Origin of the sequence: Paenibacillus whitsoniae, from assembly GCF_003955665.1 — a bacterium.
Lineage (GTDB): Bacteria > Bacillota > Bacilli > Paenibacillales > NBRC-103111 > Paenibacillus_E > Paenibacillus_E whitsoniae.
Genome location: NZ_RXHU01000015.1, coordinates 380,932 through 397,943, shown reverse-complemented (window position 1 = coordinate 397,943; position 17,012 = coordinate 380,932). Strand labels below are relative to the sequence as shown.

At 45.5% G+C, this 17,012-nt stretch carries 10 protein-coding genes; 8 read left to right on the top strand and 2 right to left on the bottom strand.

What is annotated here, in order from left to right; translation table 11 throughout:
* The first annotated feature begins 270 nt into the window (after positions 1-270).
* The 6 genes from EJQ19_RS06180 (at position 271) to EJQ19_RS06155 (ending at position 10,687) form a co-directional block, all read left to right on the top strand.
* The gene (locus tag EJQ19_RS06180; protein WP_126140309.1) at positions 271-1,995 is read left to right on the top strand and encodes a sensor histidine kinase; all 1,725 of its coding nucleotides are present in this window, start codon (positions 271-273) and stop codon (positions 1,993-1,995) included.
* The gene (locus EJQ19_RS06175; protein WP_126140308.1) at positions 1,992-3,587 is read left to right on the top strand and encodes a response regulator transcription factor; all 1,596 of its coding nucleotides are present in this window, start codon (positions 1,992-1,994) and stop codon (positions 3,585-3,587) included. The genes EJQ19_RS06180 and EJQ19_RS06175 overlap by 4 nt, the downstream gene beginning before the upstream one ends.
* Before the next feature lie 119 nt (positions 3,588-3,706).
* Positions 3,707-5,056: an ABC transporter substrate-binding protein gene (locus tag EJQ19_RS06170; RefSeq protein ID WP_164716352.1), complete on the top strand. Its 1,350-nt coding sequence runs from the start codon at positions 3,707-3,709 to the stop codon at positions 5,054-5,056.
* Between the two features lie 205 nt (positions 5,057-5,261).
* Positions 5,262-6,137 carry a carbohydrate ABC transporter permease gene (locus tag EJQ19_RS06165; RefSeq protein WP_241242754.1) on the top strand — a complete coding sequence of 292 codons (876 nt, stop codon included), beginning with the start codon at positions 5,262-5,264 and terminating at the stop codon, positions 6,135-6,137.
* Positions 6,138-6,155: 18 nt separating this feature from the next.
* A complete protein-coding gene (locus tag EJQ19_RS06160) occupies positions 6,156-6,977 on the top strand; it encodes a carbohydrate ABC transporter permease (protein WP_241242753.1) in 822 nt (273 codons plus the stop codon).
* Positions 6,978-7,162: 185 nt separating this feature from the next.
* On the top strand, positions 7,163-10,687 hold the full coding sequence (locus EJQ19_RS06155) for a golvesin C-terminal-like domain-containing protein (RefSeq protein WP_164716351.1): 3,525 nt from the start codon (positions 7,163-7,165) through the stop codon (positions 10,685-10,687).
* A gap of 245 nt (positions 10,688-10,932) precedes the next feature.
* Here the strand turns inward: EJQ19_RS06155 and EJQ19_RS06150 are convergent, their stop codons facing one another.
* Positions 10,933-11,787, bottom strand: a complete 855-nt coding sequence (locus tag EJQ19_RS06150) for an SDR family oxidoreductase (RefSeq protein ID WP_126140304.1) — start codon at positions 11,785-11,787, stop codon at positions 10,933-10,935.
* 195 nt (positions 11,788-11,982) lie between these two features.
* On the opposite strand from EJQ19_RS06150, the gene EJQ19_RS06145 reads away from it, so the two are divergent.
* Both EJQ19_RS06145 and EJQ19_RS06140 read left to right on the top strand, forming a co-directional pair.
* Positions 11,983-12,573: a TetR/AcrR family transcriptional regulator gene (locus EJQ19_RS06145; RefSeq protein WP_126140303.1), complete on the top strand. Its 591-nt coding sequence runs from the start codon at positions 11,983-11,985 to the stop codon at positions 12,571-12,573.
* 453 nt (positions 12,574-13,026) lie between these two features.
* The gene (locus tag EJQ19_RS06140; protein WP_126140302.1) at positions 13,027-14,388 is read left to right on the top strand and encodes an RICIN domain-containing protein; all 1,362 of its coding nucleotides are present in this window, start codon (positions 13,027-13,029) and stop codon (positions 14,386-14,388) included.
* A 138-nt stretch (positions 14,389-14,526) separates the two neighbouring features.
* Here EJQ19_RS06140 and EJQ19_RS06135 read toward each other — a convergent pair whose 3' ends face one another.
* The gene (locus EJQ19_RS06135; protein WP_126140301.1) at positions 14,527-16,788 is read right to left on the bottom strand and encodes a helix-turn-helix domain-containing protein; all 2,262 of its coding nucleotides are present in this window, start codon (positions 16,786-16,788) and stop codon (positions 14,527-14,529) included.
* Positions 16,789-17,012 lie beyond the last annotated feature (224 nt).

The window sequence follows — 17,012 nt, the reverse complement described above, 5'->3', positions numbered from 1 at the left end:
CAAAACTAATTTGTCATCCAACAGCCGTAAGAAGAACGAAAGTGGTGGCTATTGACTCTTGTTGATGTACAAATAAGTTCTGAAGTAACAATTAAGGTTTTGAAGTACGGATACTGGATTTATTTCGTTTAAATTTAACCGTGTTTAAACATAAAACAACACCTAGTTATATAAGTAATGCGGGAGTTATAATACTAAATATATAATAATGATGGCAACCGTTCGGTGAACGGTTGTTATTGCACATTGGTTTCGAAGGGGGAGAGGGAAATGACAATAAACAAGAGGCAGTTATTTTTCTCGCTTCGTCTGAAGTTTTTACTTGCATTTACGTTGTTCATTGTGGCTCCCATTTTATTTATGTTATATATATACTTCGTTCAATCGGACAAAATATTTCTAAAACAAATGACCGACACGCAAACCCAGGTTCTAAAGCGGGTTACGGATCGAGCCGACGACATGTTGAATCGGACTTTAAATGTATCGAATTTACTCACGAACGACTATGATGTTTTGCAATTGCTAAGAAGTACGGGGCAGTCGAATTTAGACGATTACCCTACATACCAGAGGGTAATTGGTCTTCAGAGCAAGATGGACAACCTGATCGCATATATTTTGGACAACCATGCCATTGTTGCGGTTTATGGATTTAATGGCAGCATTTATACGACCAATCAAGACGAAGCGATTCTTAAAGTGATGCCGGATTATGTGAATCAAGCCAAAGAAAAAAACGGTGCTCCTGCTTGGGGCGTGACCTCTTCTTTGAATATTAAAGGTCATGAAGGGAACCAAGAAGGAAGCTTTATTACTATGGTTCGGTTAATTAGGGGTGAGACGACAAAGGGGTATGGCTTAGTCTTTATCGCATTTCCAATCAAGGAGATGTTTCCCGTTTCCAGTGGCTTAGAGGAGGATTCCCCTACTCAATTCCTGATATCTGATCATAACCGTCTTCTGTGGGGACGGAATGATTTGTGGAACAGGACCCAATCGGGAGAGGAACCATCTGCATTTACTCAAATATTAAAAGCAACCGGCTGGCAATTACGATGGATCCCCATGCAAGAACAATGGGTGCAGCAGTTGAAAAACGTACGTTCCACAACGACATGGAGTGTCATCGTTGTATTCGCATCCTTTCTTTTCATCTATGTCATCTTTACTCTTCGTTTGATGAAGCCTATTCGCTCTCTCGTACAGGCAATGGGGAAAGCATCATACGGAAATTTCGAAAAGCCTGCTTTGGCTGGTGGAAATGATGAAATCGGACTGCTGAGCCATCACTTCAACCGTATGCTGTCAAGCTTGAAGGAAATGGTTGCGACGCTTCGAGAAGAGCAGCAGCTTAAAGAGGAAGCAAGGTTTCATGCCCTGCAGGCTCAAATTTCTCCTCATTTCTTGTTTAATGCACTCAATTCTATTAAGTGGCTGGCCTTATTTTCAGGAGCTAAAAATGTTGGGGATATGATTACCTCCCTTGGTATTATGTTGAGCTATAGTATGAAGCAGGAGAGCGAAGTTGTCACACTGAGAGATGAACTTGATTTTATACAACATTATTTTTCGCTGCAAAAAATTCGTTTTAACGATAATATTGAGTTGTCGATTGATGTCGATGAAAATCTAATGTCTGCTCGCATTCTTAAATTCACCCTTCAACCTATTGTGGAAAACAGCATCATCCATGGCAACCGAATGCCGCTAATTATCCGCATCGCGGCTTATTATGTAGATGATTTGTTGTTTGTCACCATTGCAGATAATGGACAAGGGCTGTCTGAGAGAAAGCTTTCTGATGACGACGATTTTGAGTGTGCCGATCCCATAAGGCAAGGGAAATATAGTGGAATTGGTCTTGAGAATGTTCAAAGTCGGATACGTATGCATTTCGGGGAACCATACGGGCTATTTATGCACAATGGCATTGATGCTGGAGCAGAGACAGTTATTAAGCTGCCTTGGAAGCGGATGGAGGATCCAGCATGACGAAGCTTTTATTAGTGGAAGATGAATTTTTGGTGAGGCTCGGGCTCAAAACGTTTATTCCTTGGGAGGAATTTGGCTTTGAATTGATCGGCGAGGCAGTGGATGGATTGGATGCGCTTACCATTCTCGCTGAAAAGCCATGTGATCTCTTGATTACTGACATCTCCATGCCGAATATGGATGGGATCTCGCTGATGGAACGAGTGAAGGAACTATATCCGCACATCAAATTTTTGATTTTATCCAACTACAATGATTTTAGGTATGTTCAACGTGCCTTGCAGCTTGGAGCTTCCGACTATATATTGAAATTGACTATGCAGCCTGAGGATCTTCAAACCAAGCTGCAGCAGATCCGAGAGGAAATCGAGAACGAGCGTAAAAAGCAGGAGGAAACGTTACTGCTTAATCGGACAGCGCTGCAATTTCGTCAGGAAGTAACCATTGAAAAGCATTTGCGTGATCTCATGACCATGCAATACTCGAAGCGGGAAGCGGATGAGCTGTCACAGGAATATGAAAATCTTCTCCCTTCATTTCCATGGGCGGTTTCGATGATGAAAATTGACCGTTACGAGTCTGTTGTAGATGAGAATCGCTTTCAGAGTGAAAAGTTGCTGCGCTTTTCTGTGATGAACGTGCTTCAGGAAATCATGCGCAAATATAAGGCAGGACACATTGTAGAAATGGATGGGGGGCGTTTCGGTATGATATCCGCTATAGGAGCGGAGCCGATGCTTCAGGAGATGGCGGAATGTATGCAGCGTTATCTCAAATTGCCTGTCTATTTCGGTACTTATTCCCCAGTTGAACGAGCATACGACCTGCATGAAGCGTGTAGATTTGCTGAAGAAGCGCTTTTGGAGAGATTTTACATTGACTCGAATCGTGTCATTCCCTATAGAGAGCAAATGTTTTCAAACCATGCTATACCCATTTCATCACAGGATGAATGGCTCGATTCGATGGCGCGGCGAGACATAGAAGCGCTGCAGAATGCCATAAGGAATATGGCTGACGCCTATTCAGAAGACGAAGTATCCAGACCTTATCCAGATCTGGCCAGAGAACGTTGGCTGCATATTGTGAATCTATTCGAGGTTTTCCTGCAACAAAAAGGAGGAGATCTCTATTCGATTGCCCCTTACGAAGGGAAATATCCTCATCATGTAGTGAGGCTATCTGAGTCCATTCATGAAATATGCGAGTGGCTGGTTGGGTGGATTCCAGTCTTCTTCGAACACTTGATCGCAAGTACGGTTCATCAGCCTCGAGCTGAAATTAAGGCCGTTCAAAGAATGATCGAACAAAAGTACAGCACTTCCTTTAAAATGTCCGAATTGGCAAAAGAAGTTAATTTTACGGAACCGTATTTAAGCTCCTTATTCAAGAAAGAAACCGGTGAAACGATGATCGATTACTTGATCCGTATACGAATGAAGAAAGCCAGGGAACTGCTCCAAGATCCCAATGTTAAAATATATGAAGTTGCGGACGCGATCGGATATTCGGACCCTAATTATTTCGCCAAGCTGTTCAAAAAAATTGAAGGGATCTATCCGCAAGAATATCGTAAGCGCTATATTCATTAAAAGCGGATAAATCAAGACGGGTAAGATCTTAAATGAATTCATTACGCAGGAATGATCACTTTGTTATGCTAATGATGTTCCAAACGGATGAATACAAGGAAGAGAGGGGTTTTACCTGTATGAAGAAATCAATGTATTCCGTATTATCACTCACAATGGCAGTCAGTTTGATGCTTTCCGGCTGTTCAAAAAGCGACAACCAAACAAGTCCATCGCCTACTACTGCGAACACAGCAAGCTCCGCAGCTCCCAACAAAACAGTCAAGCTTAAGATTTGGGGTGGTATCCCGGAAGAAAGCGGACCCAAGGATGTGGTCACGAAGTGGAACAGCACGCATCCTGATATCCAAGTAGAGTATACACGTTACGTGAACGATGATAGCGGTAACACAAAGCTCGATACGGCTCTTATAAGCAACTCCGAAGCCCCGGACATCTTCTTCAGTTATGGCGAAACGAATTACAATCGTCGGGCGAACGCGGGCGTCACCTTTCCGCTAGATGATTTGATTAGCAAGTACAAGCTTAATGTGGATGAGATCATCGGCAAAGATAATATCGTCCCGTTCAAAGGGAAAACGCATTATTTACCGGCCATGAAGCTGTTATCCTCCGTTATGATTAATCAAACAGCCTTGGAAAAAGCGGGAGAGAAGATTCCGGCTCAAGGATGGACATGGGATGACTACATGGCTCTTGCCGAGAAGCTGCATACAGCTGATCAGAAGGGCAGCTTTATCCAGGCTCCAAGCGATAATATGGTGCGTTTTGCCATTCTTGAGAATAAGCCGGTAGATTCCTATTATGCAGCTGATGGATTGTCCACTTTCGATAGTCCGGCCGTCAAGAAGGGTTTGGAATATCAAAAAGCACTGCAGGACAAGGGATTATCGGTGAAGTGGCCGGAAATTATCGCCAACAAGCTGCTTCCTCCAAACGAGCTTTTAACCGGTAAAGCGGCTATGATCTTTGGAGGTACGCACTTACTAAGGAATGTGAAGGACACCAAAAGTTTCCCGCATGACTTTAAAACTATTTTTGCGCCGGTGCCGCAGTTGGAGAAAGGCGGCAAAGTGAATACGGCAGGCTTCAACGACTTCATGTCCATTAACAATACGTCTACGAACAAGGACGAAGCTTTTCAATTTATCTCGTGGTACATAACGGAAGGAAATCTTCTCATGATTCCCGGCGGCCGTTTACCGTCTTCCAAGAAGATCGATGTGGACAAAGTGGCTGAACTCATGATTGGAGATGCCGCAAACCTGATTAACGTAGATTCTCTGAAAGCTCTCATCAAGGGCGATTATACATTCCCTGTTCAAACGATTTCCACCGCCTTACCGGAAATGACCAAAATTATCAACGAAGAAACAGAGAAATATGTCATGGGTGTACAGCCCTTAGAGAAAGCGATTCAGAATATGAAGACAAGAGCGGATCAAGCGATTAAGGCTGAAAAAAAATAGTTGTTATGTGATGAAAATGACCTGTCGGACTTCAATAGGAAGTCTATCAGGTCATTTTTTTGCTTGTTTCCATACATCTTAAAAACAACGCTGTAACAACCTAAATCACGCCATTCCACTCAGAGTCTCTACTGCTTATGATTCAGGTATGGATTAAATATAGTTAAATGAGGTGGCATCATTGCGACGAATGTCCAAACATAACATGAAGGAACAATTGGCGGGTTATTTGTTTATTTTGCCGAACTTTCTCGGCGTCTTTTTCTTCGTCATTCTTCCTCTGCTTTTCAGTTTTATGCTGATTTTTGCAGATTGGGACTACTTAAAGGGCTTTGCTGGGCTTAGCTTTGCCGGACTTGGTAATCTGAAAAAATTAGTGAGTGATGTTTATTTATGGAAAGCATTAAGGAACAATTTTATTCTAACAGCAGTAACAGTGCCTAGTGCAATGGCGATCGGTCTGGTTGTAGCTGTGCTGCTTAATCGACATGTGTATGCCAAGGGTGTATTACGAACTTTGTTTTTCCTGCCTTATGTCAGCAGTTTGGTTGCCGTTTCTGTGGTGTGGAGCGTGCTTTATAATGCCCAAGATGGCCCGATCAATGCTTTCCTGAAATCACTAGGAGTTGACAATCCTCCCGAGTGGTTGGGGAGTACCACATGGGCGCTGCCGGCCATCATTATTATGGTCGTATGGACTTACATCGGATATACCATGGTGCTGTACATGGCGGGACTACAAGGGATTCCGAAAGATTTATATGAAGCAGCTTCGATTGATGGAGCCACAGGGATCAGGCAGTTTTTTAAGATCACGGTCCCCATGCTTCAGCCAACTACCTTTTTGATTGCCGTCACACTTATCATTTCCACCTTTCAGGTGTTTGCCGTTGTGAATGTGATGACACAAGGCGGACCGGTCAATTCGACCATGGTTATTGCGTATCATATTTATCTCACCGCCTTCCAAAACTACAAAATGGGGTATGCGGCAGCGATGTCATGGGTTTTATTCGTCATCATATTCTCGATAACTTTGATTCAGTGGCGCAGCCAGAAGAAGTGGCAGCAGCATTTTTAATGGAGGAGTGGGTTCGTAGTGGTTTCTTTGCGAAAATTAAGCGTAACGCTTTGCATGTTGGTTTTGGGTGTAGTGGTCTTGATCCCGTTTATCTGGATGATTTCTTCCTCCTTCAAGATCCAAGCTGATTTATTCAAATACCCGATCGATTGGATTCCCAAAAATCCGATTTTCTCGAATTACGAAGAGGTTTGGGGCGGCAAATATAAATTTGCTTTGTTCTATTGGAACTCGGCCAAAATTACCTTCATTACGGTTGTCGGCTCGATCATTACCAGCTCGTTGGCTGGGTTCGCGTTCGCCAAATTGAACTTTAAAGGAAGGGACTTTATTTTTCTCATGTACTTGGCTACGATGATTATCCCCGCCCAGGTACTGCTTGTCCCAAGGTTTATCCTGTTCGATCGGGTTGGCTTGGTGAACACCCATCTGGCCGTCATTTTGCCGGGGATTTTTACCGTTTTCGGCACTTTCCTGATGCGGCAATTTTTCAGCACGATCCCGAACGAGCTTCTTGAAGCGGCAAAAGTGGATGGAGCGGGATTCTGGCGCGTGTATTGGCAAATATGTTTGCCCTTAACGAAGCCTGCCATCGTGACGCTTCTCATACTTACTTTTACCTGGCACTGGAACGAATATGAGAATCCGTTGATCTTCTTGCGCTCGAGTGATTTGTTTACACTACCGATTGGTCTTTCCAGCTTTGTAGATGAATACGGTGCGAATTATTCGTTAATTATGGCTGCTTCTGTTTCGGCGCTGCTTCCTCTCATCATTGTCGTAGCTATCTTCCAAAGATTCTTCGTTGAAGGCATCGCCAGCAGCGGCCTGAAGGGGTAACCGTATCCCCATCCATATATGAGGGGGGAGGTGCAAATAGAACAGGTTTAAATGAACGTATAGAAACTATTTAAATTTGAAGGGAGAAGTATGCTATGACAAACAAGTTTAGTCGTTTATATTCTGTATTTTTGGTGATAACGCTACTGACAGCATGTGGGTTCACACTGATTACAGGAAGCCAGATGGTTTATGCTGCAACACTATCCATCGAGCAAAACACAGTAGGGAACATTTTCTATGAAAATGACACCAAGAGCTTCAAAATCAATACGGAGGGGGACTCGATTGATTGGGCATATTCCGATTATTGGAATAACACCGTAGAGTCCGGAAGCCAAGCGGTGAGTAATGGAAACACCGTACTAACCGTTAATCCCGGGAAACATGGATGGTTCAATTTAGTGATTACAGCCAAGCAAAACGGGAACGTTATGGCCTCGAAAGAAACATCGTTCGCCGTGGTTTCCAATTTCGATTTGAGCCAAGTAGCGGATTCGCATTTTTCTGTACAAACGCATGCCGCTCGAACCGATCTAATTGCTCAAGACTCAGCAGCGCTGATCCCGATCGCCAAGAAAATGGGGGTTAAGTATATCAGGGATTCCTTGCGTTGGGGGGACATCGAGGATACGACGAAGGGGGCCTATAGCTTCAAATCCTTCCATGACGATTTCATGTCGCGTGTGGCGGCGAACGATCTCAAGCCCTATATCACTCTGGCATTATATAATAATTTATACGATGGGGGAAATGTACCGACGAGCCTGGAGGCAAGGGAGGCATTTGCGGAATATGGCAAGCAAGTATTGAGCAGATACCCGGAAATTGGTCAGGTGGAAATTTGGAACGAACCGGACATTCCTTCGTTTGGAAAGGGACTTACCACGGAGCAAGAGAAGGCGGATTTTTACTTTAACCTGTTAAAAACATCCTATGAACAAATTCATCCCCTTTTTCCGAATGTGAAAATAACGGGATTTGTCTTTGGCGAATTAGGTTCAGACGCATTTTTGGAATCGCTTTATCAGAAGGGCGCGCTGAATTATATGGATGAGTATTCGTTTCATTCGTATACGAGGAACCCTGAGGATTTCGTTAAAGATATCAACAGGCACAAAAAAATAATGAAAACCTATAACAACAATCAAACGATCCCCATCAATCTTTCGGAGACAGGTTTCAGCAACTTTAATTTCGATGAGCATGTGCAAGCCAACTATGTAGCTAGAAGGATTGTAACTGCTTTGGCCAACGGTGTCCAAAAAATCAATATTTATAATTTGCAAAATAAATCTACGGTTCCGAATGAATATGAGGGAACGTTCGGTTTGATTCGGAATCCCGACGATGCAAAAGGGGCGTATGTGCCGAAGCCGGCCTATGCCGCTTATGCCACGATGACCCGGGAATTAACGGGAGCGGATTTCCAAACTACGGAGGATGTAGCCCCCGGAACTTATAGTCATAAGTTTCATACAGCGACGGAAGATATTCGGGTTATGTACGCTCCGGCGGGAGCCGACCTCAAGCTTTATACTAGCAGCCCCCTTCATGTCACGGATATGATGGGGAATACGTTGACGTATACGCCAACGAATGGCTACGTACGGCTACGGCTGGATGAGAATCCGATATATGTCAAAGGCGGGCTGGAGGCTCCTTATATCGAAGAGATTCCACCGACCATTACCAATCCGATCACCCTTTATAGTGGTTACAACATGGGGGGGTATGCGGAAGTCAATGGACCGCTTGGAACGGCTACGAATAAATGGGTAACGTCATCCGTGCTCAAAGGCTACAACGGCGGTATTTCGCGAGCGATTACGAATCCAACGGGATCCTCTGCCAAATGGACGCCGAATGTGTCCGCGTCCGGACGATACCGAGTTTCTGCGTATCTTCCCGGAACGCCATCCACACCGGTGAATACGACGAAAATGGCTGCGTATTCGATTTATATCAACGGAGTAAAACAGGAAACGAAGGTTGTTGATCAATTCACAGAGCAGGGATCTTGGAAAGATTTGGGATCCTATGATTTTCCAAGAGGAACAAGCAGTTACATCCTGCTCGAAGATGCAAACCCCGCTCACGATCGACCGCTTAGGGCGGATGTCATTAAGTTCGAGTCCATCCCTACGACCGGGATTGCTTTGGATACCGATTCGCTTGATCTGCGGGTAGGAGATACGCACGACTTCACAGCTGTGTTTACGCCTGCTGAGGCCACGGACCAGACGCTGGTTTGGAGCAGTTCAAATAGTCAAGTCGTAACCGTCGATGCTGAGGGGCACGTGAATGCGACGGGGGCCGGAGAGGCGGTGATTCGTGCTGCGAATCCGCTAACTTCCCTCTATGCCGAGGCGAGGATCCGAGTAACGATGCCTGTCATTAAGCAGGTTACGCTCTATCATAGTTATGGCACAAACGGGGGGTATACGGAAGTCAACGGGCCTCTAGGAACCGCAACGAATAAGTGGGTGACTTCTACGGTTCTCAAAGGTTATAACGGCGGCATATCGCGGGCGATTACGAATCCAACGGGCGCATCGGCCAAATGGAGTCCGACAATCTCCCAACCCGGACGATATAGGGTATCGGTTTATTTGCCAGGAACGCCAGCGGCTCCGGCGTATACGACCAAAGCTGCCGAATACTCGATTTATACGGATGGCGTAAAGAGTGATTCTAAGATTATCGATCAATTTTCACTACAAGGCTCATGGCAGGTACTCGGCATCTATGATTTGCCGCGAGGCTCGTCCAGCTACATCACTGTCGAGGATGCAAATTCAGCCCATGACAGACCCCTTCGTGCGGATGTCGCCAAATTTGAATTCATCCCTCCTACGAGCATCAGCTTGGATACCCAGACGCTTGATTTGCATATAGGAGATACGCATCTATTTACGGCAGGGATAACTCCAAACGACGCAACGGATCAAAATCTGCTTTGGAGTAGTACGAATAGCGATGTGGCAGACATTGATGCCCAAGGGCATCTACGTGCTTTGGCTGTTGGCAGCGCTGTGATCCGCGTCACGAATCCACTGACGTCCCTTTATGCAGAAGCTGAAGTGAAAGTGACCCAAGCTGATAAGACAGCACCCGTAAGTGCCGCATCTGTTAGACCGGCTTCACCTAATGGCAGCAATGGATGGTTTACGTCGGATGTAATGGTGAGCTTCTCTGCAAGCGACGATTTATCCGGTGTAGCAAAAATAGAATACCAAGTGAATAATGGGGGTTGGATGACCTATACCGGTTCCATTCCTGCCTTTGATGAAGGGATTTATACGGTTGGTTACCGCAGTTACGATCAAGCGGGCAATGTAGAACAGGTCAAAACAATCGAATTTAAGATAGACAAAACGGCGCCATTACTATCCGTACAATTGGATAAAGCGTCTATATGGCCGGCAAATCATCAAATGGTGACTATTCATGCAACGTTGAATTCGAGCGATGATGCATCAGGCGTTGCATCGGTGGTATTAACCTCCATTACGAGCAATGAACCGGATCGTGGTCATGGTGACATTGAGGCCATTTACGGTACAAAGGCCACTTCATTTCGTTTACGTGCTGAACGATTAGGTAATGGAATAGGACGTACTTATACCATTTCCTATACTGCAACTGACAACGCGGGTAACGAAACGTCTGCTTCAGCGACCATCACAGTGCCTCATGATCATTCATGAAATCAAGCTTATTATGGAAACGAGGGAGTTCAATGAGATTGTAGACAATGGTTTGTAAGAAGTACTTCAAAACTTATTTTAATAAATCTTCTCCGTTTAAGTTGGTTGTATTGGTGGAATCAAAAGAGCTGATGGGCTGCTCGGATAAACTCCAGAACCATATATCGCCGGATTGAGAAAAAGGCGCAACAGGGCATCCATAACAGATGCCCTATTCGTATGAGCTAACTTAATCGACCTTGTTGCTAAGAAAGCGACTCTTTCAAGACCTCCCTAAAACTCATTGGAGGGCGGCCGATCAAATTAGCTAGGGCAGGATCGACTTGCGCGAAATCACCTTCACGGCTGGCCATAAACATCCCTAAGATCAAATCGACCCTTGCTTCCGGCCAGCCTTGGGATATTAAGCGCTCCCGATACTCTTCGTCCGACACAACGATTCGACGGATAGTCTTCCCCATGATCTCAGACACGATCTTCGCTATCCCTTCCATGTCAATGGCTTCGGATGCTGTAAGATTGGGAGATATGCCATCTAATTTATGATCGCATATGATCGCCGCCGCAGCTTCAGCCAAGTCGGAGTGAGCAGTCCAGGCAAACGGACCGTCTTCAGGAGCGATCAATTTCCCAGTTTCCAGTGCATCGCCGATCAACATTAGAGCCGATCCGGCATAGTAGCCATTGCGGAGTGAGGTGAAGGGGATATCTGAAGCTTTTAGCAGTTCTTCGGTAGATGAATGGTGAATCATAGGAGTGAAGTATGATGCCTGGGAAGCCCCCATGTGGCTTGTGTACAACACCCGACGGGCCCCTGCCCTCTTTGCGATATCGATCGCTGTTTGATGGTGCCGAATACCAGCCTCGCCCAAGGTGCCTGATGAAACAATGAGAATTTGAGATGCCCCTTCGAAGGCGTGGCTCAGACTTTCGGCATCGCCGAAATCGCCCTGACGAACACGGACTCCGCGTTCTTGGAGCGCTATCGCCTGATTCGGATCGCGGACACTGACACCGATCTGCCCAGCAGGTACACGTTTAAGCAACTGCTCTACCACACCCCGACCTAATTTCCCGTTTGCTCCGGTAACGATAATCATGACTACAACATCCTTTCTTTTTGCTGAAACTTCATACAGTGTTGCTTACACTACAATTTTGTGTGAGATACATTGTATAATTAAAGGATAAATGGAAAGAGTCTTACGAACAACCAACAAAAGGCAGCTACTGTTGTCTTCCCAACATTTATCCTTTTTTGACTGTTTTTGAATTCAAAAGAAAGTGTGGTTTAAATGAGAGTGAATCCTAATGACCCCCGTGTAAAAAGAACGCGTCAATTGATTATGCAGGCCTTCCATGATCTACTTGGAGAAAAGAGAAATATCTATTCAATATCAGTGCACGACATTGCAACTCGGGCGACAGTGAATCGTGCCACCTTTTATGCTCACTTCGAAGATAAATTTGCTTTTCTCGAGAACTGGATGGTGGAGAAGTTTAAGTTGATTATTCAGAAAAGAATGCCGGAAGATTCAAAATTCAATATGGATAATTTTCAAATCCTCATCCAAACCATATTCGATTTTCTTCTTCAGTTTCGGCAGTATATCACTCCAGGAGACAAACAGTTTGAGCCCATGTTTGAAATCGCCATGCAAAAGGAACTTCACCGGCTCCTGCTTAATTGGTTAATAGAAGGGCCAATTCAGAGCAATTCGCGAGAGAAAGTGGAAGCAACGGCTCTTGTCGTCAGTTGGGGCATTTTCGGATCGGCCTTGCAGTGGAGCCGGAATCCTCAAGACCGCTCGGTGGAAACGATGGTTAAAGACGTAATGGAAGTTGTCACGGTTAATCTGCACCCTTTTTGGGGAACTCCCGTATAAAGTCAATTTGTTACCGTAATGCAACGCAGCTGCATCTGACGCTCTTTTGGCTTCATGTTTGCTATTAACCCGCCGCAGGCCACAGGTTTGCGGCGGGTTTTTGTGATGCTTCACAAATACAAGTGAAAGCAACGTGGAACGAAGGGACCTGGGTACTGAAACAAAGCTATGATAATGGAGATGGACTTGCACCCCAACAGGGGTTGAACTGGCAAACCCGAGGCATTACTCGAGTTACATTCATTTTCTAAATTGAATAAGCGTTTATTACGATTTTGGCAGAAATGCATACAGACCCCCAAAACTGCTGATATCAGAACCTGGAACCGTTGTGTAGAATTGCGTTGAAGTTGATGGAAAGTCAGCGCGGGGGTGATCGAGGGAATTTATCCAGGAATGGCAGAATATTTGCAATGCAATGCAGGTAAAAGAAAAATCAGGAGGTAGGTAACGTTGCCAAAAATTAACGGAATGATTAAAAACCCGCTATTCATTTTTTTTCTTTCGATTGCCTTGATGATTACCCAATTTACTTTTGTCCCAAAACAAGCATTAGGAGCGGCAAACCCAGCTGTTGTTTCCGGATCGACGTACAAAATCGTGAATGTAAACAGTAATAAATTGCTGGATGTGGCAGGTTCGGGAACGACTGACGGCACTAACGTCCAGCAGTGGGCGGAGGACGCTACCCGTGCTCAGAAATGGGTGATTTCGCTCACCACCGATGGCTTTTATCGGATCAAGAGCTCTATCAGTAACAAGGTGCTGGATATCAGCGGAATGGGAACAACCAATGGTACTAACGTTCATCTATGGGAGGATAACGGTTCCGAAGGGCAAAAGTGGTCTATCAATACGAATAGCGACGGCACTTTTACTATTGTGAACAAATATGCCAATAAGCCGCTCGATGTGTCCTGGTCCGGCGTTACAAACGGGACAAATGTACAGATCGCTGAATCCAATGGTACTGGTGCGCAGAAGTGGAAGCTGACTTTGGAGGGAGGTTTGCAGTCCAAGGTTTTAGGTGGGTATTGGACTTACTGGCCGCAATCGCCGATCCGCATACGTGATATCGATCCTAACTACAATTTGATTTACCTGTTTAGTGCAACGCCAGTTGGCGGCGCTCCAGGCACGACGGGGGCTGTAACTTGGAACACACCAGGCAATGGCAGAGGTGCAGCTACCAACTTGGTTGCAGACATCAATTATGCCCGAACCGTCCAAGGTCGAAAGATCATCTTATCTGTCGGCGGAGCAAACGCCGGCATTACGTTTGAGAATCGTCAGAGATCGCAAAACTTCATCAACAGCATAGTGAGTATTTATAATCAGCTGGGCGGGTTTGACGGAATTGATTGGAATAACTATGAGGGTTCGGTTTCGGCAAATACGGATGAAATGATCTGGATCAGCCTCGAGTTGAAGAAACGATACCCTGGCTTTATCATTACAACACCTCCGGCTCCGTGGAGAGCGGCCGATCTGACACTTTGTACAGCGATGGTACAGGCTGGGGCATTGGATTATGCCGCCCCTCAGTACTACGATGGTCCTGGGCTGAATGACCCGGCATTTGTTGTAAGCAATCTCGACAAGTGGGTAACTGCGCTTGGTGCTGAGCATGTTGCAGTTGGTTTCGGTGTGAGCAATCAGGCCAATTACATGACGGTCAATCAAGTTGTGACGGCATGGAACCAGATCAAAGCGAAATACCCGAAGATCCGCGGTGCCTTTGACTGGGAGATTCATATGGATGAAAGCAGAGGGTGGGAATTTTCCAAAACACTCAAACCGCTTTTGTCAAATTAGGAAAGCGAGAAACGTTGACAAGTGAGCAATCCCATTAAGTCTTTGCCGGATACTGAATAAAAATTGCCCAGTAGGAAGATCAAAAAGACAGCCGCTTTTCTTGTTTCTTGCGGCTGTCTTTTTCAAAGATTGTTTAATTTATGATGTTGAAGATGGCAGAGATTTACGATATTCACCCGGCGTAACGCCTGAGCTGCGCTTGAACATGCGGATAAAGGAGTTGACGTTCTGGTAGCCAACGCAATGGGCCACATCCTGAATGCGAAGCTCCATATTCGTCGTGAGCAGCTCTTTGGCCCGATTAATTCTGAGCTCGTTCAACTTATCGCTGAAGTTAACTCCAGTTTTCTCTTTGAAGTAACCAGAGAGATAACCTGGCGTCAAATTTAGCTTGTATGCGATCGCGTCGAGATTGATATCCTCGCATAAGTGAGCTTCCATGTACTCAAGTACAAAGGAAGCAATCGGATCCTTCGTTACATTCTTTTCCGTAATGGCGGCTAGTATCGGTATGATGAGCTTCCGGAACCAATCTTGGTACTGCTTCACGGAGTAGAAGCAGTTTAGCGCATCGAAGGAAGAAGGGATCAACTTCTCCATCAACATTGGCATATTCATGTTCAGCTTCGTTAATGTCTTCTCCGCTTGGTCCGCCGCTCCCCGAGCAAACTCTTGATACTCTCCAACAGCCGCATCCTTACGATTCAATTGATTAAGCTGTCGATCGATCCACTCCAGCACAGCATTCTCGTTGCCAGAGAGCAGCAGCGCATGTAGTTCCTCTCCCGTTGTTAGCTTCATACGATACGAAGATGTCCCAAGTCCTGTGATGATTTGCGTATCTCCGTTTAATCTTCGCTCCTTGAGCAAGGCGGATAAGTGCCCATAAGCTTCGGTGAACGACGTGTTTACCTCATAGATAGGGCTGGCTGCGATTGTCATGTAGAGATAGTTATCGGCGTGAAGCAACTGCTTCAGTGTTTCAAGTATATGCACGATTTCGTCCCTAGAGCCCGGATCAAAAATGAGTGACATGAACCGGTTCTGTTCAATTTGAAGCGTAACGACGTCCATGGAAGATAGCAGGCCGTGAATGAGCCTGCGGAGGATCAGCATCTCTTCGTCATATTCCCTCTCTTGATTCTTGAAGGCGATTTCATAAAGGACGGCCGCAAAGGGACGATCCGCCTGCGCGAGTTCTTCGATATCGGCGAGACTCGGAGCCATCGGGATGTTCTTCACTTTGTTCGTATACGCAAACTGTCGTACGAGTGTATTTTTCTTGTCGAGATCTGTTCGGATCAACTCGTTCGTCTGCATGATGCGGCTCATCCTGTCGATGAGGATGGCATACTCTCGAATGCTGCTAGACGTCGGAAGTGTTGACGGAGAATTATGTTCCAGCATCTCAAGGATTCGGCGAAGAGGATTGTTAAGCCTCATGCTGAACAGCAACGAGGTGATGATGGCAACCACGACTGTGGTAGACAGCAATGAAATGAGTATCAGGTTCATTCTCATCATTTCGGAGGCAATACTGGCGATGGGGACGACGCGCATATAAGTGAAGCCGGTATCTGCCCCTTTTTTATAAAAGGTATAAAAATTACCGTTACGTTCATGATACGTGTCTTCCCGAGGAAGGGAGGCAGCCCCCTGCATACCCTCTGAAGGTGCGGATGCGAAAAGCGGAGTGCCACTTCGATCTAAAATGTAGAACGTTGAATCTCCCGACTGGCCGAATGCGGTATACAACCGTTGCGAATTCACCATCAAGAGGCCGTAAACTTCTCCGTATTGCACAGCCTTGAAGAGAATCGGCATCAAGGCCCCCAATGAGCGAGTCTTCCCCATCGTCTTTTCAGCATATTCAGCAACTGGCAGCACTTGCATAAAGGAGTGGCCGATCGTAGCTTTTCTCCAGAAATCGGCCGGATATTCGCTGCTGGAATAGTACTTGGCGAACATGTCATCGATACTGCTTGTGCCTTCCTTTTCGAGTACAAAGCCTGCCGTACGGAAAATAAGAATAAAGTTGTCCAGTTGAAGGAACGGATTGGTGTATAGCGCGGCCAAGTCTTCTTTTATTTCGGGAATGAGGTCGTAGCGCTTGTTCTCAGGGACGCGATCCAGAAGCTCGAGATTAGCGCTCCATGTATCGGATCGCATAAGGGCGATCAACATGGATTGCGTCATCCGGAATTGATTCTCATAATTCTCCACCGTCTGCTCCATGCCAAGCTCATTGTTGCGAACGATTTCTTTGTACAGCTTTTGTCTTAAATGGATATAGGTGAATAGATTGCAGGAAGCGAGCAGAATAATGACGCATAGAAAGCTGACCATTAATTTGAAGAATAAAGTGTTGTAAGCAAGGTTGAATCTGAAGCGTTTTATCATTCTCTCAAATCCCCCTCTGTATACGGCCCCGTGTAACCTTTATATTTTTCTTATTATACTGGCTGCAAATGAACGCGAACAATATGCACTTTCTCATTTTCATATTCATTACATCCGCTTTCCGCAATAGTGACGATTTGCAGGCGTTCATGCAGATAGTTTTCCTTTCAAATTTCCAGTTATAATGCGGATACATCGACCCAAGGACGTGCATGGAGAGCGAT